The sequence below is a fragment of the Mycobacterium sp. genome, assembly GCF_050700595.1.
GTDB lineage: Bacteria > Actinomycetota > Actinomycetes > Mycobacteriales > Mycobacteriaceae > Mycobacterium.
Map to the genome: position 1 here is coordinate 1 of NZ_JBOHHI010000009.1, position 25,654 is coordinate 25,654.

The 25,654-nt window shown below is 66.4% G+C and carries 27 protein-coding genes and 2 pseudogenes; 8 read left to right on the forward strand and 21 right to left on the reverse strand.

The genetic code is table 11. The features are described 5' to 3' along the window. The 4 genes and pseudogenes from ACRDTL_RS00355 to ACRDTL_RS00370 form a co-directional block, all read left to right on the forward strand. Positions 1-305: pseudogene (locus tag ACRDTL_RS00355) on the forward strand (DUF222 domain-containing protein); the annotation flags it as partial. A gap of 28 nt (positions 306-333) precedes the next feature. After that, positions 334-1,806 carry a recombinase family protein gene (locus ACRDTL_RS00360; RefSeq protein ID WP_431504741.1) on the forward strand — a complete coding sequence of 491 codons (1,473 nt, stop codon included), beginning with the start codon at positions 334-336 and terminating at the stop codon, positions 1,804-1,806. Between the two features lie 253 nt (positions 1,807-2,059). Then, complete coding sequence (locus tag ACRDTL_RS00365) at positions 2,060-2,860, forward strand: hypothetical protein (RefSeq protein ID WP_431504742.1); 801 nt, start codon at positions 2,060-2,062, stop codon at positions 2,858-2,860. A 56-nt stretch (positions 2,861-2,916) separates the two neighbouring features. Beyond that, positions 2,917-3,663, forward strand: a complete 747-nt coding sequence (locus ACRDTL_RS00370; protein ID WP_431504743.1) for a GIY-YIG nuclease family protein — start codon at positions 2,917-2,919, stop codon at positions 3,661-3,663. 14 nt (positions 3,664-3,677) lie between these two features. On the opposite strand, the gene ACRDTL_RS00375 is transcribed toward ACRDTL_RS00370, so the two are convergent. From ACRDTL_RS00375 to ACRDTL_RS00450, 16 genes are all read right to left on the reverse strand, one after another. Continuing rightward, positions 3,678-5,216 (reverse strand): terminase large subunit domain-containing protein, encoded by a 1,539-nt coding sequence (locus ACRDTL_RS00375; protein ID WP_431504744.1) that lies wholly within the window; start codon positions 5,214-5,216, stop codon positions 3,678-3,680. 342 nt (positions 5,217-5,558) lie between these two features. Beyond that, the gene (locus ACRDTL_RS00380) at positions 5,559-6,134 is read right to left on the reverse strand and encodes a hypothetical protein (protein ID WP_431504745.1); all 576 of its coding nucleotides are present in this window, start codon (positions 6,132-6,134) and stop codon (positions 5,559-5,561) included. After that, a complete protein-coding gene (locus ACRDTL_RS00385; protein ID WP_431504746.1) occupies positions 6,134-6,604 on the reverse strand; it encodes a hypothetical protein in 471 nt (156 codons plus the stop codon). The genes ACRDTL_RS00380 and ACRDTL_RS00385 overlap by 1 nt, the downstream gene beginning before the upstream one ends. Before the next feature lie 462 nt (positions 6,605-7,066). Beyond that, a complete protein-coding gene (locus tag ACRDTL_RS00390) occupies positions 7,067-7,888 on the reverse strand; it encodes a hypothetical protein (protein ID WP_431504747.1) in 822 nt (273 codons plus the stop codon). Between the two features lie 14 nt (positions 7,889-7,902). Beyond that, positions 7,903-8,640 (reverse strand): hypothetical protein, encoded by a 738-nt coding sequence (locus ACRDTL_RS00395; protein ID WP_431504748.1) that lies wholly within the window; start codon positions 8,638-8,640, stop codon positions 7,903-7,905. After that, entirely contained in the window at positions 8,637-8,924 is a 288-nt protein-coding gene (locus ACRDTL_RS00400; protein ID WP_431504749.1) for a hypothetical protein, read from the reverse strand. Before ACRDTL_RS00400 ends, ACRDTL_RS00395 begins: the two co-directional genes overlap by 4 nt. 175 nt (positions 8,925-9,099) lie before the next feature. Then, positions 9,100-9,240: a hypothetical protein gene (locus ACRDTL_RS00405; protein ID WP_431504750.1), complete on the reverse strand. Its 141-nt coding sequence runs from the start codon at positions 9,238-9,240 to the stop codon at positions 9,100-9,102. Next, positions 9,237-9,836 carry a recombinase family protein gene (locus tag ACRDTL_RS00410; RefSeq protein WP_431504751.1) on the reverse strand — a complete coding sequence of 200 codons (600 nt, stop codon included), beginning with the start codon at positions 9,834-9,836 and terminating at the stop codon, positions 9,237-9,239. Before ACRDTL_RS00410 ends, ACRDTL_RS00405 begins: the two co-directional genes overlap by 4 nt. Positions 9,837-10,152: 316 nt before the next feature. Continuing rightward, a complete protein-coding gene (locus ACRDTL_RS00415; protein WP_431504752.1) occupies positions 10,153-10,668 on the reverse strand; it encodes a flagellar hook-length control protein in 516 nt (171 codons plus the stop codon). Further along, positions 10,665-11,141, reverse strand: coding sequence for a hypothetical protein (locus ACRDTL_RS00420; RefSeq protein ID WP_431504753.1), 477 nt, complete (start codon positions 11,139-11,141; stop codon positions 10,665-10,667). Before ACRDTL_RS00420 ends, ACRDTL_RS00415 begins: the two co-directional genes overlap by 4 nt. A gap of 602 nt (positions 11,142-11,743) precedes the next feature. After that, the gene (locus ACRDTL_RS00425) at positions 11,744-13,951 is read right to left on the reverse strand and encodes an AAA family ATPase (protein ID WP_431504754.1); all 2,208 of its coding nucleotides are present in this window, start codon (positions 13,949-13,951) and stop codon (positions 11,744-11,746) included. A gap of 37 nt (positions 13,952-13,988) precedes the next feature. Beyond that, positions 13,989-14,297: a helix-turn-helix transcriptional regulator gene (locus tag ACRDTL_RS00430; RefSeq protein ID WP_431504755.1), complete on the reverse strand. Its 309-nt coding sequence runs from the start codon at positions 14,295-14,297 to the stop codon at positions 13,989-13,991. Positions 14,298-14,300: 3 nt separating this feature from the next. Continuing rightward, on the reverse strand, positions 14,301-14,624 hold the full coding sequence (locus ACRDTL_RS00435) for a hypothetical protein (RefSeq protein WP_431504756.1): 324 nt from the start codon (positions 14,622-14,624) through the stop codon (positions 14,301-14,303). Further along, a complete protein-coding gene (locus ACRDTL_RS00440; protein ID WP_431504757.1) occupies positions 14,621-15,439 on the reverse strand; it encodes a winged helix-turn-helix domain-containing protein in 819 nt (272 codons plus the stop codon). The genes ACRDTL_RS00435 and ACRDTL_RS00440 overlap by 4 nt, the downstream gene beginning before the upstream one ends. Further along, complete coding sequence (locus tag ACRDTL_RS00445; protein ID WP_431504758.1) at positions 15,436-15,771, reverse strand: hypothetical protein; 336 nt, start codon at positions 15,769-15,771, stop codon at positions 15,436-15,438. Before ACRDTL_RS00445 ends, ACRDTL_RS00440 begins: the two co-directional genes overlap by 4 nt. Next, complete coding sequence (locus tag ACRDTL_RS00450; protein WP_431504759.1) at positions 15,768-16,085, reverse strand: helix-turn-helix domain-containing protein; 318 nt, start codon at positions 16,083-16,085, stop codon at positions 15,768-15,770. Before ACRDTL_RS00450 ends, ACRDTL_RS00445 begins: the two co-directional genes overlap by 4 nt. 352 nt (positions 16,086-16,437) lie before the next feature. Between ACRDTL_RS00450 and ACRDTL_RS00455 the strand changes: the two are divergent. After that, positions 16,438-16,539, forward strand: a pseudogene (locus ACRDTL_RS00455) (hypothetical protein); the annotation flags it as partial. Between the two features lie 8 nt (positions 16,540-16,547). On the opposite strand, the gene ACRDTL_RS00460 reads toward ACRDTL_RS00455, so the two are convergent. Next, the gene (locus ACRDTL_RS00460) at positions 16,548-17,768 is read right to left on the reverse strand and encodes a cytochrome P450 (protein ID WP_431504767.1); all 1,221 of its coding nucleotides are present in this window, start codon (positions 17,766-17,768) and stop codon (positions 16,548-16,550) included. Positions 17,769-17,793: 25 nt separating this feature from the next. After that, on the reverse strand, positions 17,794-18,804 hold the full coding sequence (locus ACRDTL_RS00465; protein ID WP_431504760.1) for an LLM class F420-dependent oxidoreductase: 1,011 nt from the start codon (positions 18,802-18,804) through the stop codon (positions 17,794-17,796). 106 nt (positions 18,805-18,910) lie between these two features. Here ACRDTL_RS00465 and ACRDTL_RS00470 point away from each other — a divergent pair, with 106 nt between their 5' ends. Then, entirely contained in the window at positions 18,911-20,407 is a 1,497-nt protein-coding gene (locus tag ACRDTL_RS00470; RefSeq protein ID WP_431504761.1) for an acyl-CoA carboxylase subunit beta, read from the forward strand. 73 nt (positions 20,408-20,480) lie between these two features. Here the strand turns inward: ACRDTL_RS00470 and ACRDTL_RS00475 are convergent, their stop codons facing one another. The 3 genes from ACRDTL_RS00475 to ACRDTL_RS00485 are packed head-to-tail and all read right to left on the reverse strand — an operon-like array spanning position 20,481 to position 23,226. Then, positions 20,481-21,317, reverse strand: a complete 837-nt coding sequence (locus ACRDTL_RS00475; protein ID WP_431504762.1) for an SDR family oxidoreductase — start codon at positions 21,315-21,317, stop codon at positions 20,481-20,483. 22 nt (positions 21,318-21,339) lie between these two features. Then, entirely contained in the window at positions 21,340-22,131 is a 792-nt protein-coding gene (locus ACRDTL_RS00480) for a maleylpyruvate isomerase family mycothiol-dependent enzyme (protein WP_431504763.1), read from the reverse strand. Between the two features lie 57 nt (positions 22,132-22,188). After that, positions 22,189-23,226 (reverse strand): TIGR03857 family LLM class F420-dependent oxidoreductase, encoded by a 1,038-nt coding sequence (locus ACRDTL_RS00485; RefSeq protein WP_431504764.1) that lies wholly within the window; start codon positions 23,224-23,226, stop codon positions 22,189-22,191. Positions 23,227-23,404: 178 nt separating this feature from the next. Between ACRDTL_RS00485 and ACRDTL_RS00490 the strand changes: the two genes are divergently transcribed. Both ACRDTL_RS00490 and ACRDTL_RS00495 read left to right on the forward strand, forming a co-directional pair. Further along, positions 23,405-24,040: a cysteine hydrolase gene (locus ACRDTL_RS00490; RefSeq protein ID WP_431504765.1), complete on the forward strand. Its 636-nt coding sequence runs from the start codon at positions 23,405-23,407 to the stop codon at positions 24,038-24,040. 22 nt (positions 24,041-24,062) lie between these two features. Then, positions 24,063-25,654: acyl-CoA synthetase (locus ACRDTL_RS00495; protein WP_431504766.1), on the forward strand; the 1,592-nt coding region annotated here is incomplete at its 3' end.

A 25,654-nucleotide genomic window follows, 5' to 3' on the forward strand; every position in this document is an offset into this window, starting at 1 on the left:
GGCTGGCCCGCCACGCGCATCACTGCCTAGCCATCTTCGACAAGGGCAAGGCGATCGGGCTCTACCACACCAAACGGTTGGCTTCACCGGGCCAGCGAATCGTGCTCTACGCCAAAGACCGCGGGTGCTCGCGCCCCAGCTGTCCCGTGAAGGGCTATTACTGCGAAGTCCACCACCTCACCCCGTATGCGATGTGCCACGAAACCGACGTCAACGACTTGACGTTCGGCTGCAGTGCAGATCACGACCTCGCCGAACAAGGCTGGACCACCCGCAAAAACTCCAACGGCACCACCGAATGGAAACACCGCCAACAAACGTTATAATTGACCCATGACCGCAACCGTCGCCGCCGCCCCGACCACCCGCAAGCCCGCCCGTAGCAAAGCAAAACGCACACGGGCGGCCCAACAGGATTCACGACGTGCTGCCATCTATGCCCGCGTCAGCAAGGACCACACCGGCGAGGGCACCAGCGTTGACCAGCAGGAGGAGGCCAGCCGCGACCTGATTGAGCGGCGCGGCTGGGAGCTAGCGGGGGTGTACGTGGACAACTCGATCACCGGCACCGGGAAGAAATACCGCCCGCAGTTCTACGAGATGCTGGCAGCGGTGCGCAGCGGCGAGGTGGACGCCATCGTGGCCCGGCACCAGGACCGGCTGGCGCGCAACCCACGCGAGCGCCTGGAGCTGGTGGAAGCCTGCCGTGAGCACGGCGTGATCATCGCCCTCGTGCAGGGCACAGACATGGACCCGACCACCGCCTCGGGCCGGGTTGTCATCGGCGTGCTGGGCGAGATCGCCGAGATGGAGATCGGAATCAAGAGTGAGCGCCACGCTGCCGCGCTGGAGCGCCACGCCAGGGCGGGCAAGGTGCCACACGGCCCTCGGCTATTCGGTTACACCGCCGAGGGCAGCGTCGAGCCGAAGGAGTCGGTGATCGTCCGCGACGTATTCGAGCGGTTCTATGCCGGTGAATCGCTGCGCTCACTGGTGCGGCTGCTGGACGACACGAAGGTTCCGACCCGCAGCGGCAGGCCGTGGAATACCCGAACAGTGCGCGACATGCTGATCAACGTGCGCTATGCAGGCTGGGCGGTCCACCAGGGCAAGATCGCCACCGACAGCAGCGGCCAGCGGGTACGCGGGCAGTGGGAGGCGCTGATCGCCGAGGACGTGTTCGAGGCGGTCCAAGCGCGGCTGGCCGACCCGTCGCGCAAAACCAACAGGGTGGGCACCGACCGCCGCTACATCGGGTCACGGCTGTACCTGTGCGCCGAGTGCGACGAGCCGGTCACCACGGTGAACGGCGGCAAATACTTCTGCGCCGGCCACTTGACCCGCGATCACCGCCACGTCGATGCCTTCGTGCTTGACGTGATCGCCGCCCGGCTGGCCCAGCCCAACCTTTCAGAACTGCTGGCCGCGCCCGAGGACGACACGAAGCCGGTGCTTGAGGAGGCTAAGCGGCTGCGCGCCAAGTTGGGGCGGCTCAAGAACGACTACTTCGCCGAGCTGATCGACGCCGCCGAGTACAAGGAGGGCAAGGAGCGCGTCAACGCCGAGCTGCGCGAGATCGACAAGAAGCTGGCCACCCGCAAGGGCGGCGCGGCGCTGGGCCGGATCGCCGGATCAACTGACCCCGCCCAGGCGTTCCTGGAGGCGTCCCTGATGGCGCAGCGCACGGTCATCGAGGCCCTGGTTACCGTCCGACTGCACCGCCAGCCGAAGGGCCGGTTGAAGCGTGACGCCGAGGGCCGCGAGCGTATCGACCCGGCCACCGTGGACATCGACTGGAAGCGGTGACCGGCTGACCGAGCCAAGTTATCCACAGGCATCACGGGGGGTTGTCGGACCATCGAAGTACGATCAGCAGCGGCAGCTTCATACGATCTGCCACAGAGACGCCGAGGCCCTGCCGGAGCGGACTCCGACAGGGCTCGACGCGTATTGGCGAATACTGCAGACAGCTTAGAGGGTGAACGACCCCGCGTAGTAGGGGTTGGTCACATCGGGGTCGATCAGGTCTGGTCGCGGCGACGCACCAGGAGGTCGAGCCTTGCCCGATGAACCGCCGTTACGCCGCACCGTCCGAGACTTCTGCAGGCACTACGGGCTCAGCCGGAACCAATACCTCGTCGCCCGATCCAAGGCCAAGGTCAGACCCAAGGACTGGGGCACGCTGCTGTCGGCCAACGATGAGAAGGCCCTGTTGGAGCACGTGAGCGCAGAGCGGCGCAGTGAGCAAGTCATGCGAAGCATCCGTGAGCAGCCGAGGGTGACCAGGCAGTTCGCTCCCCCGCCCAAGCCGCCGATCGACTACGAGTCGGAGGTCAGCCGGATTTCGGACTCGCTGGCGAAGTGGCGCACGGTGTTGGTCGAGTTGGCGAAGGGGCACGCGGCGCAGGACCGCAACGGGCGGTGCACGCGCTGCCATGAAGAAGCCCCATGCCGCACCCGGCGGACGTTGAACCGGCTCGACAATGAGTTGGTCGAGCGAGTAGCCGTCGCCGACTCCGGCGACCCCGCCGACGGGATGGCTGCAGCGGATGAGCCCGCGCCCGAGGTGCAGCCCGAGCGGACGCTCAGCCAGCTATACGACGCACGCGACCGTTGGAGGCGGGCACTCACTGAGCTCACGATGGACCACATGATGGAGGACGGCAAGGGCCGCTGCGCTCAGTGTCCCGTCGGCGTGCCGTGCGACGTGAGCAAGGTGGTGACACGGATCAACCGGGGCATCGCTCGTCAGATCGAGAACTACGCCTGCATGAGCGACGGCGAACGCGAGGCGGCTCTGGGCAACCGGCGGATCACCCGCTACTACGAGGATGACGACGAAGACTGGGACGCAATGTGACCAGCCACCAGGGGGGGATGGCCGCCAGCGTCGCCTCCGCTAGCTACGATTCCGGCATGGACGCGGTTGACAAAGCGGCAGTCGTCCTTGCGATTCGGCGGCTGGCTGAGCAGAACGGCGGCGCGCCCATCGGCAAGGAACGTTTCGTCGCCGAAACCGGATTCCGACCGTCCCTGTGGGAGGGCCGGTTCTGGCTGACGTGGGGCGACGCGGTGCGCGAAGCGGGCTACGAGCCGAAGGTGATGCAGCAGCGCCGACATACCGACGACGAGCTGATCCGACATCTGGCGGTGCTGACCCGCAAGCTCGGTCATTTCCCGACGATCCCGCACCTACGGATGGAGCGCCGCACCAACGACGATTTTCCTGCCGAACGGGTGATCGGGCGACGGCTTGGCAGCCGCAAGGATCAGATCGCCGCGGTGCACGCCTTCATCGAGCGCACTCCCGAGTTCGCTGACGTCGCCGCAATGATCCCGGCTGTGGCCAACGAACTCGTTCTGGAGCCGACCGAGCCGGACGACGAGCACGCCGCGCAGCCACTGCCAGGATTTGTTTACCTCGTCAGGTGGGGGAAGTTCCACAAGATCGGTCGATCGAACGATCACGGGCGACGTACCTACGAGATCGGGCTACAGCTCCCCGAGAAGCTGAAAGTGGTGCACACCATCGAGACCGACGACGCCGTTGGGATCGAGCGCTACTGGCATGAGCGGTTCAGAGACCGCCGCCGGAACGGTGAATGGTTCCTGCTGACCAAGACTGACGTCGCAGCTTTCAAGCGCCGTCGCTCGTTTATGTAGCGGGCGGCAGCCGCTCAGCCGCCGATGCGACGCCGGAGGTGGCCGGGCGGCGGCGGCATCTTCCCTTCGCGGGCGCGGCGGATGGTGTCCAGCGGCGTCACAATTCCCATTGGTTCGGTGACGGCATGAGCGAGCACGTCGTAGGCCACCACCGCCGCCGCCACCCGGTCGGGCTGGTGCTGCCCGGCTTCCCACGTCACAGCTTGAGCCTCGAAATCCGGCACATACCCGGCCACCCGGCACCGGCCCGTCTCTAGCGCGGCCAGCAGCCCGGTGGAGCGCGCCACCGCATCACCCTTGCCCCTGTCGGTGCCCTTGGGCGGCCAGCCGGTGACCTTGATGGGGCGATCAACGCGGAACCGGGCCAGGACTTCGCTGACCAGGCGGGTGTAGGTGGCCCTGGCACTGAACGCCTCGACGGCGATCTCGCTGGCCCCCACGTCGATGGCGAGCTGCACTGCCCGCACCGCCCAGGCGTCCGAAGTCATCCGGCCAGACACGTCGGCGATGAACGACACCACGCCGTCGGCGCTGAGGCTGGCGGCGAGGATGCCGGTTTCGTCGCCTTCGCCGGAGTCGGCAGGGTCCACGCCGACCACAGTTTTGATCGACCCTGACGGCGCGGCGGGCAAGCGCCACTGGTCGATCCAGTGCCGTTTGACCAAGCCGCCTTCGGGTGTGCTGGGCGTGCCCAAATACATCGCAGCCCAGGCGCGGGAGCCGACCTCGGCTTCGATCTCGCGGAACTGCGCGGCGGTGCGACCCACGGCACTGGTCATCGCCACTCCGCTACGGCCACGCTGCAGGGCATCGGGCACCCCGGTGGTGCTGATGGCCGGGATATTGACACACCGCCACCGGCTGCCGGGTTCGGCCAGCAGCGACCCAGCGATGTCCTCAACATGCCAGCGCGTGAGAACCACGATGGCGCTGGCCCCCGGCATCAGCCGGGTCATCAGGCTCGCCTTGAACTCAGCGGTCAACCGCCGCCGGTACGCATCGGAGTCGGCCTCCTGCGCGCCCTTCACGGGGTCATCGACACATAGCACGCTGGCGCCGAATCCGGTTGTCGCGCTGAGGATTCCGCCCGCCAACATGCCGCCGCGATGACCGGACACGCGCCAGCGACCCACAGCCTGCTTGTCTGGTGCCAGCTCGATGCCGACGACGCCGGGGTTCTCGGCGATCAGCCGCCGCGCCGCCGCACTGTGTTCTTCGGCGAGAGCGTCACCGTAGGACTTCACGATGATCTCGGCGTCGGGGTCACGCGAGAGCAGCCAGACCGGAAATACCTGGCTGACAAGCACACTCTTGCCGGTTCGAGGAGGACAGCACAGGATCAGCCGCGAGTCTGGTGTGTCCACGGCGCGCACCAGCTCGTCGCTGATCAGCCGGATGGTCGGGGTCACGTGATAGCCGGGGATCAGCCGGCGGGCCAGCTCGGCGGGCGATTTTGGACACCGCCGGTCTCGCGCGGCCCGCAGGGCGCCGGCGGCGGTCAGCGCGATGATCGAGGCTGACGCCTGCTTTGCGTCGTCGGTGGTCACGGTCACGCAGCGGGCCTCCGTTGCTTAGGGTCCAGCCCGGCGCACTGCGCGTCCCAGAGGTCGGCCCGCTGCCACGGGTGTCCACAGTGCTCGCAGCGGTATTCACAGATCAGCCGATTGCCGCCGCGCCAGGTGACGGCGTCAGGCTCGGTCATCACGGCGCGCCGGTCACAGCCTGCCGCCAGGCAGACCGGGCAGTAATCGGGCATCCAGAAGTCATGGAACGGATCGACCTTCGGGGGGGTGGTGCTGTCGATGGTGGTCAGGTGTTCTCCCTCGGTGTGTTGGGTGTCGGGTGTCCGGCCACCGCGGCTCCGAGGCCAAGGAGCAGCGGTGAGAGCCGGTCAGTCAGGCTGACGCCTGCTTCGCGTCGGCGGGCACAGCCTGCTTCTTCGTGGTGATCGGTGGCACCGACCGGCAATTGGATCGGATCGCGGCCAGCTGCACGCTGCTGCGCCCGCCGCCGTCATCGACGCCTAGCGCCGCCAACACGTCCGACTCGGTGACTTCGCCGCTGCGGTGAAGCTGCTGGGCCACGCGGGTCACAGCCGGCCAGCACCGTTCCAGCAATGGCGTGACGCCGGTACCGAGATAGGTACCGCCGGCGGCGATCAGCGCCCGGTCGTCCTTGTAACCGCCTGCGCGCAGCACCGCGAATACTTGGCGCTGGCTTGGGCGGCTGCCGGCACGCCAGCGCGCCTGCGCCCACGGGCCGGCATATGCGATCTCGGGGTCGCGGCCATGCGGGCGGTCGGCGAAGTTGGTCCGGCCATCGACGCCCCAGAGGCGGCTATTGGTGACCACGGCGTTGCGGAGTTGGGCACCCAGCACCACTCCGGCGACGGCGTGGGCGGCTTCGTGAATCGACAGCTCCAGGTGCTCGCGTTCGCGCACGGTGATGTCGGCAAGGGTCAGTTTGCGCATCAGGATGTCCTCTCGTTGATCGCGGCCAGCACCGCCGCCTTGTTGGGCAGCTCGGTGATGTCAATTCCCTTGACCGCCTGTGCATAAGCGTCCAGCTCGGCCCTGTGCCAGCTGTCGTCGGGCGCGCCGTCGGGATAGTTGTGTGGCGCGGAGTCCTGCTGGGTCGGGCGCTGGCCGGCCAGCGTGTGAGGCAACCCGTTACCGGCAGCGGCCAGGGCGGTGGCGAATCCGCTATCACTCGCCGCCTCCAGCGCGTCTACATGCGTCGAGTCGATCAGCAGCCCGGCCTCGCGCGCGTTGCCTTCGGGCACGCGGTAACCCTTGCGCGCCCCGCCGCGGGTCAACGGTTCGATGCTGTCGCCGCCGCCTATTTCGGCCAGCTTCGCCAGCGCCGGCCCGCGGAGGCTGGGGTCGATGAAGTCGATAACGGCGAAGCCGTCGCGGACGGCGACCTCGATTCCGGTGGTCATTCCGGTTGTCCCTCCTGGTGGTGGTGATCTTCTGTTCGATCTGCCTGGTCAGCGCCGGGCGAGCGCGGCACATAGCGCGGGCCGCCCTCCCGGCGTTGACCGTTCGCAGTAACAGGCGTCTGGGTTCTGTTGCTGTACAACAGGTTTCGCTCGATGCGTTCCTTGGCCTTCTCCGGCCGAGCGGCCCACCGCGTCGCCGCCTCATCGAGGTATCGGTCCAGGCAGGCTCGACAGGTCCAGCCATGAACGCTGCCTGCGTGCATCAAGCACGGACCACCGCACCGCCAGCAAATACCGGGCGCGTCGTAGTGGTCGGTGCCGTGGTCGGCGTCGCTAGCGGTCATGGTGGTCACCGGGCCTGCTCCGATGGCGCGGTGGCCGGCCCGTGCTTCTCAGCCCTGCCGCCGTCGAACCGGATCGACGCGCCCAGCGCGGCCATCGTGATAACGGTCATCACGTCCATCACGGCGCTGGCTCCGGCTGCGTGACCTCGACGGCGGCGATGACCTCCTCGTAGGACACCAGGACGCTGCGCTCGGCGATGGCGATGTAGAGATTGCGCCGCTCGTCCAGGCTGGTGCGTACCTGCGGCTGATCCCGCCACCCGAACAGCGGCGCGCTGGTGGCGATCATGGTCTGTCCAAGTCCATCGCGGTAGCCGCCGTCGAGCACCAGGGCGTGCCCACCTGGGGTCGTCCACTTCGTGCCGGAGCGGGCGACCAGCTGCGCGGAGACCAGCACCGGCAGCCACTCGGGCGAAAGGTGAACATAGCCAAGGACATTGGCCTCGGCGAACTCACCCTCGATACCGGCCAGCGCGTCCACGACGTTATCGACTTGGCCGGTTGCGCCGAGGTCGGCGGCGTCGAGCTTGAGCCGTTCGGCGAACTCGCGGGCCACCATCACGGATTCGCGCAGTCGCAATGCCTGGGAGGCACGCTGCTCGACCTCGGCGCGTGACGGCGCGGTCAGGTCGCAGGAGTCGAACGCCCAGGCAACCACGGGCTCAAACGGCGGCAAGTCACCGCCGCGCTCGCCCTCTTTGCGCTCGCCGTCGAGGTCAGGGACACCGCACCACGGCACCGACCAAACTCCCGTCGCCGCATCGCCGGGAAAGTTGACGTTGCGAACCTCCACGCCGGTCAGGTGGCGGCTGGCCTCATCGAGACCAACGTCGGTCCACAGGACGTTCGGATACAGACCGCCGGGTGCAGGGTTGACCAACGGCGGCTCGAAATGGACCGGCAACATCTCGGCGTAGGTGGTGGGCGCGGGCATGGTCATAGCGGTCTCCTCAGTCAGTCGGTGGTGATGCCCAGCCGGGCCAGCTCAGCGCGTGGATCGGCGGGTGTGGTCTCGGTTGGCTCGGGCTGGCCCTCGGCGGCATCAAGTCGCCGCGCTAGCTCCAACACGCCGCGGTCGAGCGTGCGGCTGAGCAACTGCGCCAGGCGCTCTGAGCGGCTTGTCTGGCCACGCAGCGCCGGCGCGCCGGGCGGGTAGGCGTGGGCCAGCATGTCGGCGAGGCTGTCGCTTACTGGTCGTCGCCCGGCATCGGCATCAGCACCGTCGGCCAGCGCGACGAGCCGGCCCGCCCAGCGGGTATTGGCCAGCGCCTTGTCAGTGACCTCCGGCAGCGCCGGTCGCTGCGCCAAGTCCATCAACGTCTTGACCGCATAAGCCCGCTTGCCCGGCTCGCCGGCCAGGTGCTCGGTCCTGCGGCGGGCATCGACCTCAGCCACCCAGCCCACCGCCGTGCCGACAAGCTCATGCACCGCCTCGGCCATCCACATCACCGGCAGCTTGAACCTGGCCGGGCGCGACGAGGCGGCGACCTGCTCGGCCAGCGGCCCGACCACCTCGGCGATCTCACGGGCCAGGCTCCAATCACCGGAGTAGTGGACAACCGTCAGGCCGGCCCGCCGCCGCTGGCGCAGTTCGCTTTGGGTGTAGCGGCGCGGTGGGCGCATGGGCGCGCCCGGTTGGCTGGCGAGATGCGCCGGCGTACCGAACCGGCGAACGGCGCTGCGGGCGCTCACTGCGCCACCGCCTGAGCGGTCTCGACCTGGGCCTCGGCAGCTTCGGCGTCGATCTGGTCCAGCAGTGCCTCGGCGCGCTCCGGCGACAAGCTCATCTCCTTGACCATGAACGACCGGGTGCGATACCAGCTCAGCGCAGCGCGGGCCTCGGCCACCCGTGGACCGTCCACCTCACCGCGTGATGCCAGCGCGCCAAGCCGAGCGCGCCAAAACTCCACCGGGTGAGAGCGCGGATGGGTGGCGGCGGGTGGAGCGGTGGTCTGGTCACTGGCAGCGGTGGTCATGCCCACAGACTAGGCGGCTTAGGTGCAAGCAGCTTGACGAGATAGCAAGGGGCACAAGGCAGTTCACCTACCAATGTCGGGGAAGTGCCGCCTTACGACCTGGCGAAATAGGTTGGCAGACGACAAGACCCCGGCCCGTAATGGGCCGAGGTCTCGGCGTGTCGGGCGGGCCAGGCTAGCCGGCGATCAGCCCTGCGGCGCCGGCCTCGACCAGCACCTCGATGGCGTCGTCGTAGGCGTCCAGCGTCACCGCGGGGTCGCCGGCATCGAAGCGGGCCACGGTGTCCAGCTCGGCGGCGTAGTCAGTGGTGCTCATCGCTGACCACCTTCCAACGCCCGGTACAGCGTGGCGCGCCCGACGCCGAGCGTGCGGGCGATCTCGGGCACCGGCTCGCCGCCGGCCCGCAGCGCCTCGGCCTGCCTGATCTGGGCGGGCGTGAGCTTCTTAGGCCGACCGATGGGCAGGTCGCGCGCCTTGCGCGCAGCCTTCGCCGCAGCCCGGCGCTCCCTGCCCAGCTCCAGCTCCAGCTCGGCCAGCGATGCCAGCACGCCGGCGACCATGCGTCCGGTGGCGTTCGAGGTGTCGATGCCCTCGCGCAGCGACCGCAGCACGATGCCGCGCTGGCCAAGCTCGCGAATGGTGGTCATCACCTCGGCTGCGGTGCGCCCGAGCCGGTCGATGCCGACCACGACGATGGTGTCGCCTTCGCGGGCGTAGTCGAGCAGGTTGGCCAGGCCGGCGCGCTGCTCCTTGGTGGTCGTGCCGGACAGCTTGTCCGAGTAGACGCGGGCCGGTTCGACGCCGGCGGTGGCCAGCGCGTCGGCCTGGGCGTCGAGGGACTGGTGCCCGGTGGACACTCGGGCGTAGCCGAGTAGCGCGCCGGGCGCGGTGTTGGTGGTGGTTGTGGGCATGGGCCAATCATATCTCAAAAAGGCGGTGAGACGCAATTCCGATACGAGACAACTTTCGAGACTGGCGACCTGGGATGACATGCGCGAAGCGGCGTGTCGTCAGTGCCGTCTCACAACTAAAGTTTCGGGCCGGAGGTTCGGCCACCGCGGTGGGCGTGGGCCGGCGCGCCCGCGGTGGGGTCAGCCGATCAGCGCCATGGCCATCGGACGCCAGGCCCAGCGGCCCGCTCGCTGTCGATCTGGCGGGCGGCGGGTAGTGCAGGGTCGCGCCTGGCACCGCGGTAGAGCAGCGTTCAGCGCCGGGCCGGTCAGCCTGTCAGCCGCGGTGCAGGCTGCGGCTCGGTAGCCAGCCGCGCAATGGGTCATATCCACCGCGGGGCGGGGCCGGCGGCGGTATGGCAGCCGGCGCGGGCTGCGGGTCGGAGTCGGTAGTGGCCGGCTCGGGTTGGCCGGCGGTGGTCTCGGCGGTCAGCTGGCCGGCGTCGGCCTGGGTGGTCTGGTCCGCCACCGCGGTGGCGTCGACCTCCGCGGCGCTGTGCGCCACGCTGGCGGGCGATTCCGGTGGCGGCGGGGTTTCGCCTGGGCCGGCCCATACGGCAGCCCATTCAGCCAACTCATCACCGGACAGCGCACCGAGGGCGATGGCTTGGCGGGCGATGCTGCAATGCATGGGCCAGGCGGGGTCGCCTTCGCCGACCACGGTGCCGAACAGCTCGCCAAGCTCAGCCACCGCGGTGGCCTCCAGCGCAGCCGGATCGAGCCGGCCCTGAGCCACGTCGTCGGCCAGGCTCATCGCGCCGTTGATGGCGTCGTGCTTGGTCATGCTGGTCATCGTTCAATCTCCTTGGTCTCGACCACCTCGGCGTCCACCACGGCCAGCAGCTTCTCTCGGGCGTCGGCGATGATCGCCGCCGGCGTCTGGGTCACCGTCACGTCCACCTGTTGGGCGACCGGGACGTGTAGCCCGTTGATCTTGGCGTCCTTGTCGATGTTGTCGGCGATGGCGCGGGCGTAGGACACCACCGCTTGGTGGTCGCCTTGCTGCTTGGCATCGGCGAGGCCGGCGAACATGATCGACTTGGTGATCCGCAGCCCGTCGGCAGCAGTCCGGCGGGCGGTGGTGATGTTCTCGGCCGGCTCGGATTCCGCCAGGCGCGCCACCGCCAGCTGAGCAGCCCGGCGCGAGCGGAAGCCTTCAGAGTCGGCGATCTGCTGCCAGGTCTTGCCGGTGCCGCGCAGCCACCGTGCACGCTCGGCTCGGCGTCGGCTGTCCTCGCGGCTCATTACTGGTCCCGGTCGTGCCATGTGGCCATTGTGGAGTATTTACATGCAGCCTGGCACGCCGGCGCGCTGGCCGGAGAACACCGACTTGGACGGGGAAGTCCGTTGGCGCGCTGGCTGATTGAGAACGCCGCCGCCCGCTGGCCGGCTGCGGGGTCGGTGTCGGTGGAAGGTGCCCGCCGCCTCTGTCCGCCGCCTCGTGCGTGGGCATCACAGGTGCCGGTGTCGCTTTCGGGTTTCGGTTTCGGTTTGAGGGTTTGAGGTTTTTGGCCCTCCCTATAGGTCGGGGCCAAGAAAAAACCTCACAGGGTAGTTTTGAAACCTCTAGTGAAAATCGGCCAAAAACACCGCTTGACCATAGCTTTTGGTTTTGGTTTGGGGGTTGTACCCAAAACCCTCCCGCGACCCAAAACCCTCGGGCGAGACACCCCGAAAACACTGTCTGACCATAGCTTTTGGTTTTGTCCGCCCTAAAACCCCCGAAAATCGGGGGTTTTCACCGTCGCCCCTTAAAACCAAAACCGCAGGTCAGCTCCCCTTAAAACCAAAACCGCAGGTCAGCTCTCGCTGTGGACTAGCCGAGGGCGGCGGGTTAGCGCGGAGATTAGGGCGGCGGTGAATCCCGTTCAGTCGCCGTCGCTGGCATCACCGTCGTCCTCCTCGCCGCCGTCGCGAACAGACCAGGGATTGCCGTCAAGGCCCTTGCTCCACTCCGGAGTCGGCAGTGCCGGCACCTTGTTGGGGTCGGTGATATGGACGTAGGTCAGCTGGCCCTTGCTGGCCTCGTCGCACGCCGCTTTCCAGCGGTTGTAAGCGTTGATGTGAATGCCACGTGGCGGGTAGCCAGGACCGCGCAACACCTGCTCCATCTTGGTGTCGGGGTTCTTCGCCTGGGACTCGTCGCGCTTGACCAGCGCACAGATTGACTCGATGCACACCCGCACAGCGGCCTCGTGGGCGGTGGAGCCGACGATGGCCAGCCCGTTGGCGTCCTCGGCGGTGAGCAGCGCCATGTCCATGTCGCGAACTTTCACCGGGTCTTTGACCCACTGCGGTACCCACTGATGCCTGCCGGCGTTGCCGATGTTGGCGGCGCGCCGCTGGCGCTCCAGCCGTCCCAGCGAGTCGCGGATCGCCGTGGCGCTCAGCTGATTCTCGGTGGCATCGCGGGTCTCGGCGAGCGCCGTGACCGACCGGGCCGGGTACAGGCAGAGCATGCGGAACACCGCCTCGTCGCGGCTGCGCTGCTCGGCGCTGGCCTCGGCGGCGACGGTCTGGGCGTCACGGTGACCTTCCATGACCAGGTGACCGTGCTCGTTCTTGGTGATCTTGGTCCTGGGCAGGTCGATTCCCTTACGCCCGACCGCCGTCAGGTAGCGCGGTGTGTCGTCGGTGGGCAGGCTGTGGCCCTTATAGGTCAAATGCCAGATGGCACCGAACTTGTCCTCGATGCTGGAGTGTCCGCGAGCGCCCTGCTCCTCGTCCTTGCCCATGTGGTGGGTGACCAGCAGCACCGAGCGGCGCTCGACGGCCAGCGCGAACAGCCCATCGAGTAACTGGGCCACCTCGTCGGAATTCTCTTTGATTCCAGCAGCCGCGATGATCGGCCCGAGCGGGTCAACGATGATGACCGAATGCTCGGGTATGAAGGCGTCCCAATAGCGCCGGGCGCGTTCAGTGCGCACGTCCAATAGGCCGGCGCGCCCGATCAGCCGCCACAGCTTGACCCGCCCGTCATCCATCAGCGGGAGGCATCGCACATAGGTGTCGTTGATGTCCTCGTTCGACATTTCGGTGTCCAAGATGACCACCTGCCACCCTTCGGGCAGGCGGGTGGACAGCCGGCCGCAGAACGGCTCGCCGGCCATCATCGAAGAGGCAGCTTCGTCAATCAGGCTGGACTTGCCCGCTTTACGTCGCGCAGGCAGCACCGCCGACGATCCCTCACCCGACTTGAGCAGTCCGTCGATCAGGTGCGGCGAATGGTCCTCGACGTAATCCTTCGGGATGAACAACTCCGGCGCTGGACGCCCGGTGAGCTTGCGCTGCACCTCCAGCGTGCGGGCGCCGTCCTGGGCGCGCAGGTTCTCAGCCGCCGTCCACTGCCTCAATAGCCGGTACGACTCCACTCGGGTCTCGGGGTTGATTTCCGGCAGGCCGGCCAGATCGTCCGCAGCCGCGCCATAGTGGTGGAACAGCTCGCTCAGGGTGAAGGCGACGGTCTTGTCCTTCAACGCAATTGACATGTCCAGGTTGTCAAGCTGCGCCCTCGCAACGGCATTGATCGCCCACGGCTTACCCTCGTCGGCGAGCGCGTCGATGGTCGTCAGCGCGATTTTCCGGTTGTGGTCGAGGCCCTTGATGGCAGCCTTCAGGCCGGCCAGGTCCACGGTGGCCTCCGTCGGCTCCCATTCCAGGGCGTGCTTGGCGTGCCAGCGCGCCACGTCGGCCTCCGACGGGCGGTGGTCCTTATCGACCAGCCCGGTTGATCGGGCGTTGGACAGCAGGATCGATCCCAGCGCCGCCACCGCGTTGTACCCGCCCTTACCCTCGGCCTTGGTGAGCTTGCCGCGGGCCACGGCGTGCTCGGCGGCGTAGATCCCGCTGATGGTGGTCGCGGCCTCCGGCGAACCATATTGGCTGTCCTCGGCGTGCTTGGCGTTGACGCTCTTGGTGTCGAACGGGTTGTAGCCCTCGTCGCCCTTCTTGCGACCGGCCATGTCCATCTGACCGTCATCAGCCTGGTCCGGCTTCTCGGGCGGCGCGTGGCCGTTGGTAACGGCGCTGGCCTCAGTGCCGGCGGCGCGGTTGCCGCCCTGCGGGTTAGACTTCACGACGTACCTTTCGGATTGATTCGGAGGGGGCGGACTCTTACTCGGGAGTCGTTGGCGGTGGTGCCGCCGGGCAGTGCGCGTCGAGGCCAAAGACGCAGCCCGGCGGCATTACCTGTTTCAGGGGTGAACCACAGTGTGTCCCTACGGATTCCGGGGTAACGCGGGTCAACAGCGCGTCCACGTCACGCACGCGCACCCGCAGCGCCGACTTCGGCCCGGTGCGGTAGGCCGGCAGCAAGCCGGCGTCGATCCGGTCTCTCACGACCCAGCGTGAAAGTCCCAGGCGTTTGCCGGCTTCGACCAGCCCAATGAGACGGTCGCCGTCGGTGTCGGTGGTGGCGGTCATTGGTCACCTCCCTCGGGGTGTCGGTTGGTTGTCGTGTAAGTCTCGCAGTTCGGGGTGCAGAGGCCAGGCGAGCGGGATTGAGTTACCCGACTTGAACGGGTAAGTACCGCTGGACATCTCGCCGTTCACACCGCGCCGGGCCGGGTGCCGGTTGGGCACAACGCCAACGACCGTGTGGAAGCCGGCGCAGCGCGGCCCGCAGGGTGTCAGCTCGTCGCGTGCCTGCTCGGCCTGCTGCCGGCTGGCCCAATACGTCCACTCGATGCTGGGCGCGGCCTTGCCGTCGCCGATGCGGTGGCAGATCAACGCGAACCGGCGCGGTGTCATCCGTGGTCCACGCTGCCTTTGGACGGCTCGGGAAGCTGGTCGAGCAGCGTGCGCAAGTAGTCGATGCTGTGCACCAATTGTTTCCGTACGTTGGCGGCGGCTACGGTCTTGCGACGGCTGTAGTCAGCGAACGGGTCACCGCCGTCTCGGGTGGCCAACCAGTAGAGCTTTTCCACGGCAACGGCAGCAGCGTCGGCCTTGCGGGACATGTCATTGCGGAACGCGGCCCGGCGCTCACTGTCGCTGGGAGCGAGTTTCTTCGGTTTCTTCGGCTTGCGGGGGTAGGTCTTGCCGTCCGTTCCGGTTGTCGGCGGCTCGGGGTCATCATCGACGTTTGCGCCGAACGGATCGACCGGATCGGGTGCCGGGCCGATGCGGCCATCGGCGTCGGGATCAGGTGTCCGGTTCTCGGACACCTGCTCGGCTAGTGACACCTTCGCAACGTCGTCGGCCACCGTGGATTTCGGCACGCCGGTCGCAGCGCTGATGCCCCGCACCGACATTCCGGCGTCGGACATCAGCGCCACAATTTCGCGCCGTGAGTCGCCGGACAGTTGCAAATTCCCGCCGAGCGCGTCGGCGACATAGGTGGGCCAGGACGGGAAGCCGAGAACGTCGTGAACCTGACCGGCCCTTGCATCATCGAGCAGGCGTCCGACCTTTTCGAAGTGCTCGCGGGTAGCCCCGGCCATCCGCCGGATTCGGCCGTCCAGCTTCTCGGCGGCGGGCCGGTCCAGGGGTATCAGCACCTCGCCGTCCACCGTTTCCGGTTGCGCAATGGGCAAGGTGTCGGGCACGTCGGTCGGCGCGCTCATCGGGCATCTCCGGCAACGGAGTCGAACCGTTCGGCGAAATCAGTCGGCTGCGGGTGCGTGGCCTTGATCTCCGCGACGGCCATCTCCAGCAGCCGCAGTGCGGTGCGGCGGTCGGTCGCGCACAAGGCATTGAGACCTTCAACGCCAAACACCAACGCGGGCCGATCCCGGAAGTCAGGGCACCCGAGGTGATATTCGTGCGTCTCCTCCTGCGCCCAGAACGACACAGCCAGGCGGTCCAGGTCATCCTCGGACACAGTCTCACCGAGCGCCGTTGTCAGGCGACTGTAGGTAGCGCGCAACTGGTCCCTGATGTTGGTGAAGAACCTCATGCCGCACCGCCAACCAGCACGGCGCGGATCGTCGCGGCCTGCTCGGCGGTCAGCTCGGGCGCTTCATCGACAAGGCGCTTGATGGCCTGGCGGTACGGGTCGGACGGCTGGCCCGTCTGGCCGTTGCGGGCGCGAATCCAGGCATCGACCTCGGCGGGGTCGAAGTACAGCCGCCGCACCACGCGGTGGGCAGGCAGGCCGTCCTCGGCGACGAATTTACGGATGGTTTGGGTGGACAGGCCGGCGAAAAATCTCTCGCTGACCTCGGCAGTGTTGAGGTAGTCGCTCGGGGCGGCGGTGGCTGTGGTGGGCACGTGGACTCCGAATAGATCGCGATTCGGTTCCACGTACTGAACCTGGGCATGGCCCCCAGCACCCGGCCATCCAGGTAGCACGCGCGGACACCTTGCGGTGCCCACTATGCGTGTCGTCCTCGCGTCCCCGCATCGGGCGGTTCGGCGAAGGCGTGCCGCTGGCTGCTGGGCGGCGTTGGCACGGCACGCTGACACCAATATAGCCGATTAACGCCCGCGGTGACTAGGTGAGATGTCTTGCGGCGCAGTTAAACCCGTAAAAGTCGGGTAACTCAAGTCATCCTGCGCGCCTCCGTTCCTGGCAGGCGAGAGCGGGCACGTCAGGCAAATAGTTTGTTGGTGACAGTGCTGCGAATGGATCCCACCACCCCATCTCGACCACGGCCAACCGAGAACCAACACGTTTCACCACCCCGAAAAACTCCTCCGCGACGACGAAGACGACGACCCGTAGCCGCCAACTCACTTGAACGAGTAGCGCACCGGCAGGTGTTTGAGGCCGCCGACAAAGGTGGTGGCGACGAATTGCGGATCACCGGTCAGTTCGATGGATTTCAGCCGTGGCAGCAGCTCGGCGAAGAAGCTGCTCACCTCGATGCGGGCCAGCGCGGCCCCCAGGCAGAAGTGCACGCCGTACCCAAATGACAAGTGCTTGTTCGGGTCACGGCCGACGTCGAAGCGGAACGGCTCGTCGAACACCTCTTCGTCACGGTTGGCCGACACATATGACAACAGCACCGACTCCCCCGCGGCGATCGGTAGTCCGCGCACGGTGGTGTCTTCGGCAGCGGTGCGCATGAACGCCTTGACCGGCGTGACCCAGCGGATCATCTCTTCGGTGGCCAGCGCCATCAACCCGAGATCGTCGCGCAGCCGCCGATGTTGGTCTGGATTCTCGATGAGTGCGTGCAGGCCGCCGGAGATGGTCGCGCTGGTGGTGTCATGCCCGGCCGCGGCAACGATGACGTAGTAAGACACCGTGTCGATCTCCGACAGCGGCTCGCCGTCGACGCGGGCGTTGGCGATCGCCGACGCCAGATCCTCGGTCGGGTGTTCGCGCCGCGATGCAGTCACCGCGCTGAAGTATTGGAACATATCGAGCAGTACCGACATTTGGTCCTCGTGTGTGGTGCCACGCTTGAACTCGGCGTCGTCGCTGCCGAACAACTCCTGGGTGAGTTTGAGCATCCGCGGAAAGTCCGCCTCCGGAATGCCCAGCAGCGACATGATCACGTAGAGCGGGAAGTTGACCGCGACCTGCTGGACGAAGTCGCACTCAGGTCCGGCAGCCATCATCTTGTCGACGTAGATCTTGGCCAGTTCGTCGACGCGGACCTTCAACGCCCGCATGGCCTTGGGACGAAACCAATCCGCACCGATCGCCCGCACCTCCCGGTGCTGCGGGTCGTCCATGTGGATCAGGGTGCGTACCCCCGAGCCCGCCGCCAGCTCATCGCCGTCGGCGGTGGTCAGGACCGGGCGCGGCCAGTTGGTGAACAGCATGTTCTCCCGTTCGATGTCCATGATGTCGACGTGCTTGGTGATCGCCCAGAACGGACGGTAGTTCGGCACATCGACCCAAGACACCGGGGCGTCACCGCGCAGATGAGTCAGCGCCGCATGCAGTTTCAGCTCATCGGTATACGCGGCCGGATCGGCCAGCAGCTTGGCAGCCTCGTCCATGGTCGGTGTGCTCATCGGCGGCTCCTCACTGGCGCAACTCTTTCAACACGGCGCTCACCGCTGTGTCGGACATGTGAGACGGGAAGCCCGGCAGGATGCGGTCGATCACGCCGCCGCAGCGATCCCTGATCTTGTCGGCCAACTCATCGGGCGCCGCCACCACGGCGAACGCGTCGAGCATTTCGTCGTCGATCAGCGAGCCCATGGTGTCCCACTCACCTTGCAACGAAAGCCGGCGCAGCTCTGGTTGCAGGTCTTCCCAGCCATGCAGCTCGAGAACCGTGCGGTAAGCCGGTGTTGATCCGTAGAAGGCGAGCTGCTTGCGTACGCTGTCGGCGGCGGTCTGGAACTCGGCTTCGTTGGCACCGGCGACCACCAGAAGTGAACAGCTGAGTTGAAACTCGCTGCGATCCCGACCGGAGCGCTTCATTCCGCGCCGAAGAGCCGGCATCGTCATCTCGTCGAGGTAACGCTTCGACGTGAACGGATGGGCCAGCATGCCGTCGGCGACCTCACCGCACAGCTCGGTCATCGCACCGCCAACCGCGGCGACGAAAACTTTTGGAAACCCGTATGGCTGAGGCTCCGGGGTGAACATCGGCGTCATGATCTTGTGGGTATAGAACTCACCCTCGAACCGCAGTGCCGTGCCGTCCTGCCAAGACGACCAGATTGCCTGCAGCGCCAGGATGAACTCACGCATGCGGCGCACCGGATGACTCCACGGCATACTGAATCGCTTCTCGATATGGGCCTGTATCTGCGATCCCAGTCCGAGAATGAACCGGCCCTGTGAGTAGACCTGCAGGTCCCACCCAGTGTTGGCGACTGTCATCGGATTACGAGCGAATGCCACCGCGATGTTCGTCCCAAGCTCGATCGTCGAGGTGTGCTCGGCAGCCAACGTCAACGGCAGAAACGGATCATGATTTGTTTCGGCGGTCCAGCACCCGTCGTAGCCCTGCCGTTCGAGACCGGCCGCTATCTTCGGCGCGCGGGCGAGGTCGCTGGCGACGCCCCCGTCGACCTTGATCACGGCTTCCTCAGCCGAATACCCACCTTGGTGACGCTACAGTAAGCAATTCAGTAGGGTCAACGACGGTAGGCTCGAAGCGCCCCCTATGACGAGTGAGGACATGCGGATGACCAAACCCCCGGATTGGGAGGAGACGCTCGACGATCTCGATCGCCGCCGTCAGCACGCATGGGCCATGGGCGGGCCGGAGCGGCTCGCCAAGCATCGCGGCAAGGGAAAACTCGATGCCCGCGCCCGGCTGGAGCGGCTGCTGGACCCGGGTAGCTTCCACGAAATCGGCACGCTGGTCGGCGGCGAGATCGCGGCAGACGGGATCGTAGTGGGTTCCGGCTCCATCGACGGCCGCCCGGTGATGGTGGGCGCCGAGGACTTCACCACCTTGGCGGGCAGTATCGGACCCGGCGGCAATTCCAAGCGGTACCGCATCGCCGAACTGGCGTTGCGCGACAGGATTCCGTTGGTGATGTTGCTGGAGGGCGCCGGATTCCGGCCCACCGGCGGGCATTACGGGCGCACCCCGACCGACCTGCTCGCCCAGACGCAGTGCTCGGGGCGTGTACCCACGGTCGCCGCCGTGCTCGGACCCTCGGCCGGACACGGCGCCCTGGTCGCCCCGGTGTGTGACTTCCGAATCATGAGCCGACAGGGTGCGATCTTCACCGCCGGACCGCCCGTCGTCAAAGAGTCCACCGGAGAGGACATTTCGAAAGAGGATCTGGGCGGGCCGGACGTGGCGTTGCCCAGCGGGGTGATCCACAACGTCGCCGAGGATGACGAAGCCACGCTCGCCGACATCCGTCGCTATCTGTCCTATTTCCCGCCCAGCGCGTGGTCCTATCCCCCGTCGTTGCCTGCCGACGAGACCACCGGACCACGGCCTACACCGGAGTTGCTCGACCTCGTCGCCCGCGACAACCGCCGGATCTACGACATGCGCGCGGTAATCGACGTGGTATTCGACCGGTCCGAGTGGTTCGAGGTGCAGCCCCAGTTCGGGCGGGCGATCATCTGTGCGCTCGCTCATCTGGGCGGCCATCCGGTTGCGGTAGTGGCCAATCAGCCGCAGGTGCTGGCCGGCTCGATCGACGCCAACGCCGCCGATAAGGCCGCGCACTTCATCATGGTCGCCGACTCGTTCCACCTGCCGATCATCTTCCTCGCCGACAACCCGGGAATGCTGCCCGGCAGCCGATCTGAGCGTGCGGGTGTGCTGCGGGCCGGCGGCCGGATGTTCGCCGCCCAGACGGCCGCCACCACGATCAAGTTGCATGTCACACTGCGCAAGGCATACGGGTTCGGTTCCATCGTCATGTCGCTGCTGGGGTTCGACGTTCAGGTGGCCACCTTCGCGTATCCGGGAGCGACGATGGGCGCGATGGGTGCCGCCGCTTTGAGCCGCGCGTCGCATGCCGGTGAGGATCTTTCCGCCAGGCTGCGGAATGCGGAGTTGCAGGCGTCGTATCGGTCCGCCGAGCAGATGGGTTTCGACGAACTCATCGATCCTCGCGAGACCCGCGACGCGCTGCTTGCCGCAGTACAGCGCGCTACCCACCGCCGACAGGCTGCTGCAGAGCCGGTGACCCGCACCGTCATCATGCCGTAAACCTTCCCCCCGCGAGCGTGCGTGTCCCCGGGGCGACACACCGGCGTGTGCGCGGTTCTACGCACGCTCACGACTAGCACACGTAATTCTCGCCGCTCGCCCGCACCGTGACGTCGCTGAGGTTGATCCCCCAGGGCTGGTCAATGACGTGTACCACTGCGTTCGCCAGGTCATCCGGGGTGATCAGCCAGTACTGCATTGAGTCGACGTCCATCTGCTCGGGCCGAAGGGCTCCGTTCTGCAGGTTGTCGACATTCTCGAAGAACTGGGCGCCTTTGTGTCCGGTAATGCCGATGACTGCCGCTTCGTTGACGACCCAGCTGGCGAGATTGGTTCCGAGGACACCGGTCGGCTTGATCGTGGTCACCTTGATCTTGCCTTGAGCCTCGACGCGCAACGAATCCGACAGCGCATCGACCGCGACCTTGGTCGCGCTGTAGACGCCGGAGCCTTCCGTCCCGGCGTTACCGTAGATGGACGAGATGTTGACGACCTGGCCTCGGCCCTGCTCGATCATCGTGTCGTAGACGGCGGAGATGCCGTTCACGACGCCTTTGATGTTGATGTCGATCGCCTTATGCCATTTCTCCCAGGCGCGTTCGTGGTCGGCGAAAAATGCCAGCGGCATCACTCCTGCGTTGTTCACGATCACATCGATGGCACCGTAAGTGTCGACGGCGTGCTGGGCCGCCGCTTTGACCTGGGCCATGTCGGTGACGTCGGCGACATGGGCGGTGCCGTCGAACCCAGCGGCCCGGATGCCCTCGACGACCTCGTTCAGGCTCTCGGCATTGACATCCACGCCCACGACCTTCGCGCCACCGGCGGCACACTTTTCCGAGATCAGTCTGCCGAAGCCGCTCGCAGCACCGGTGACGATGATGACTTTGTCCTTCAAGTACTTCGACATACCATTCCTACCTGTCGCGCGTTCACACCACATTCACCATGTCGAGAAACCGGGCGCCGTAGTCAACGTCGCCGCTAATGGTGACGTCCCTGCTTCGCCAGTCGGCCCGCCGGGTGCCCCACTCCGGAAATTCTGCCGCGGAACCGACAATCACGGCGGCGGCGTCGTCGTTGCGTCCCGGCACTGCACCGTGTGCGTCAATCAGCCAACTCCCCGCGCCGGGCCCACGCAGCGTTATGCCGATCGGATGCTTGAGCCATGCCGGCCGGGCCACCTGCAATTGGTTGCTCAGCACCGCAAACATCCACTCCAATACCACTGTCATGCGGGCGGCGTCGGTGTCGGGTATCGGCAGGCCGAGAGCTGGGGCGATGTCATGGCGCAGATGCGTGTGGTGGTCGAATGTGATTGCACCGGCCAGCAAAAGACCCACCGGGAACTTGCCCAACTCCGCGAGCCGCATTCGCAGGTTCGCCAGGGGCGTCAGGGAGATCACCTGCGCCACAGCGGTCAGGACGCGACTCCAGCGTTCGTACTCCGCGAGCGCCTGTGTCGGTGTCCAACTGCGGCGGGCATCGACCAAGACATCGTTAGCGCGCTCGATATCGTTGCTGCGTAGGATTTCTAGCGATGCACGGGTGAAGATTGAATGGCACCCCGATCCCATGTGCGCGACAACATCTTGAACTCGCCACCCCGCAGCCTTACTCGGTGTCCGCCATTGAGCATCGTCGAGTTCGCGGCAGAAGCGGATCAATTCCGCTCGTTCGCGTCGCAGGGCGGCAACCCTGACGCTTCGAGAAATGTCACCCATCGATGGTCCTGCCGACGATTGACGCGAAGGATAGCATCCGCCGGGTAAGTGGCTCACCTAGCCACGGTAGGCGGCGACGATCGGCTCCAGTTCGTCGGGTGTGGCACCGTGCATGATCACGGCATCGGCTCCGTAATCGAACTCCTTACGGATGCGGTCCATACACTGTTGGGCTGATCCGGTGGCAGATGGTTGCAGCCACTCGTCGGGGATCAATTCCGCGATGTGTTCGATCTGCTCGGGTGTGGCCTTGTGGTCGATTCCGCCGTGGATCGACCTCACCACCGGATCTTCCCGGAACCGTTGCAGCGCAGCTGGATCCCAACTGTTGGTCCGCACCAGCAGATCACCGTAGCCCTGCAGATAGGTGGCCATTCGCGCGACGGTCTTCTTCAACCGCAACACTTCGGGAAGATGGTCACCCACGGTGGCAAAGCAGGACCATACCCGCACACTGTCCGGGTCGCGGCCCACTTGCTCCGCAGCTGTTTTGACAGTTTCGGCGCAGCGCTGCAACGTCTCCGGCGTGAAGTAGGTGTGCAGAATGACGTCGTCGAAGACACGGCCGCCCAGTGCGAGCGACTTCGGCCCGAACGCGACCAGCGCCAGTCGAATGTCTTCGTTGAAGTCCGGGTCGAGAAACAGCACCTGATACTTGCCCAACGGGCCGTCATGGTTGAAGATCACCTCGCCGTGCCATAACCGGCGCATGACCCGGGCCCAGTCCTCCATCTGCGCGGTCGTCACCGCGGGTATGCCGAACGCCTGATACATCGCCGCCACGCCGCGACCGATGCCCAGCGTGAACCGTCCGCCGGAGAGCCGGTGCATGGTGGTGGCCCACGACGCGGTGATCAGCGGGTGGCGGGTGTTGTGATTGGTTGCGGCGGTCGCGATCTGCATCCGATTCGTCACCGCGCAAGCAGCGCCGACGAGCGACGACGCTTCCTTGACGTTCCAGCGTTCGGAGATGAACGCGGTCCCAAAGCCCAACTCCTCGCCGCGGCGAGCCTCGTCCATCAAAGTCACGGGTCCCTCGCCGCCCGCGCCGGCCAACAAGTAGTAGCCCAACTCGTCAAGAACTCGATCGCTCAATTCACTCGTCCGTTCCTCGGCGCAGGAAACGCTCCGTAACCGCTTGCACACGGCAGGATATAAGCCGGTCGGCAACGAAATTCGGGTAACACCGCTACCCCCGAAGCCTATACTGTAGCGTCTTTAGTATGTGCATGGCACTGCGGAAGTGGGCGACTCAGGTTTACGAAGTGCCGGCATGACAGCACTAGAAGACCTGGCGGCCCCCGCGCACACCGCGATCGTCACCCAGGAGTGCCAGGGCGCGGTCGTCGGCCCCAACGCCGGGCTGGCCGCACTCGCCAGAGAAGCCCGACGGGTTGCGCTGCCGAACATCGTGCGGCTGCTCCCGGCGGCCCGGGCCGCCGGGGTGCGGGTCGTGCATTGCCTGGTGCAGCGACGCCCCGACGGGCTCGGCTCCAACCACAACGCCAAGATCTTCGCGATCGGCCGCGGCGGTGTCGACATCGGCCCGGGCACGGTCGGTGCAACACTGCTGCCCGAGTTAGGCTCGGAGCCAACCGATCTGGTACTCAGCCGATGGCATGGCGTCGGGCCGATGGGCGGTACCGACTTGGACGCGATCCTGCGCAACCTCGGGGTTTCCACCGTCGTCGTAGTCGGGGTCTCACTCAACATCGCCATTCCCAACTTCGTCATGGACGCCGTCAACGCCGCGTACCGCGTCGTCGTGCCGCGAGACGCCGTTGCCGGCGTACCACCCGAGTATGGCAATGCGGTCATCGACAATACGCTGTCGCTGCTTGCGACCATCACCACGACCGAAGAGCTGCGCAGCGCGTGGAATAATGCTCGACCGATACCACGATCGTGATCCACCAGGCATGAGAGGCGCGATGTCCGACACTGCAGCGCAGTTCACGGTGCCGGCGGTCGCAGCGGCCATCGGGGCGGTGATCGGCGACCGCGAGCTGGTCATCCAGGGCGACCGCCGCTACACGTATGCACAGATCATCGAGCGTTCCAACCGGCTCGCGGCGTATCTGCACTCGCGTGGGCTGGGCTGTCACACCGAGCGATCGGCACTCGCAGGCCATGAGGTGGGGCAAGATCTTGTCGGCCTCTACGCCTACAACGGCAACGAATTCGTCGAAGCGTTGCTCGGTGCCTTCGGAGCGCGAGTTGCCCCGTTCAACGTCAACTTTCGGTACGTCAAAAGTGAGCTGCAGTATTTGCTCGCAGACTCCGGTGCGAGCGCGCTGATCTATCATGCCGCGTTCGCACCCCGGGTGGCCGAAGTGCTGCCGGATCTTCCGAAGCTGCGGGTTCTCATCCAGATCGCCGACGACACAGGCAACGACCTGCTCTATGGCGCAGTGAATTACGAGACCATCGTGCGATCGAGTGCGCCGGCGCCGTTGACCGTGCAGCACTCACCTGATGACTTGTACGTTCTCTACACCGGCGGAACCACCGGCATGCCGAAAGGTGTGCTGTGGCGCCAGCATGACATCTTCATGACGTCGTTCGGCGGGCGAAATCTCGTGACCGGCGAGACGGTCGGATCCATCGATGAGCTCGTCGCGGGGGTTACCGCAGGTCCCGGCACAAAACTGCTGATTCTGCCGCCGCTGATTCATGGCGCCGCCCAGTGGAGTGTCATGACGGCAATCACGACGGGACAGACGCTGGTCTTCCCTGCCGTGGTCGGCCACTTGGACGCCGACGACGTCGTGCGCACCATCGAGCGGGAGAAGGTGGCCGCGGTGACGGTGGTTGGCGACGCGATGGCCCGGCCGTTGCTCGCCGCGATCGAGAAGGGCAGCGCGGACGTGTCGTCGTTGGCCGTGGTAGCCAATGGCGGTGCACTGTTGACTCCGTACGTCAAGCAACGCTTGATCGACGTGCTGCCGAACGCCGTCGTCGTCGACGGCGTCGGGTCGTCGGAAACGGGTTCGCAGATGAGCCACCTGTCCGCGACCGGGGCGGTATCGACCGGCACATTCAACGCCGGGCCGGACACCTTCGTGGCTGCTGAAGATCTCGGCTCCATCTTGCAACCGGGCCACGACGGCATGGGCTGGCTCGCCCAGCGAGGCTACGTGCCGCTCGGCTATAAGGGCGACGCCGCCAAGACGGCCAGGACATTTCCGGTCATCGACGGTGTGCGCTACGCGGTGCCCGGCGACCGGGCACGCCATCGGGCCGACGGCTCCATCGAATTGCTGGGCCGCGACTCGGTGTGCATCAACTCCGGCGGCGAGAAGATCTTCGTCGAGGAAGTCGAGACCGCGCTCGCCTCCCACCCCGCGGTGGCCGACGTGGTGGTCGCCGGGCGACCCAGCGAGCGGTGGGGCGAGGAGGTCGTCGCTATCGTCACGTTGGCTGACGGCGCGGCTGCCGACGCCGAAGAATTGATCGCGCACGCCGCAAAGTCGCTGGCGCGCTACAAACTTCCCAAAGCGATCGTGTTCCGGCCGGTCATCGA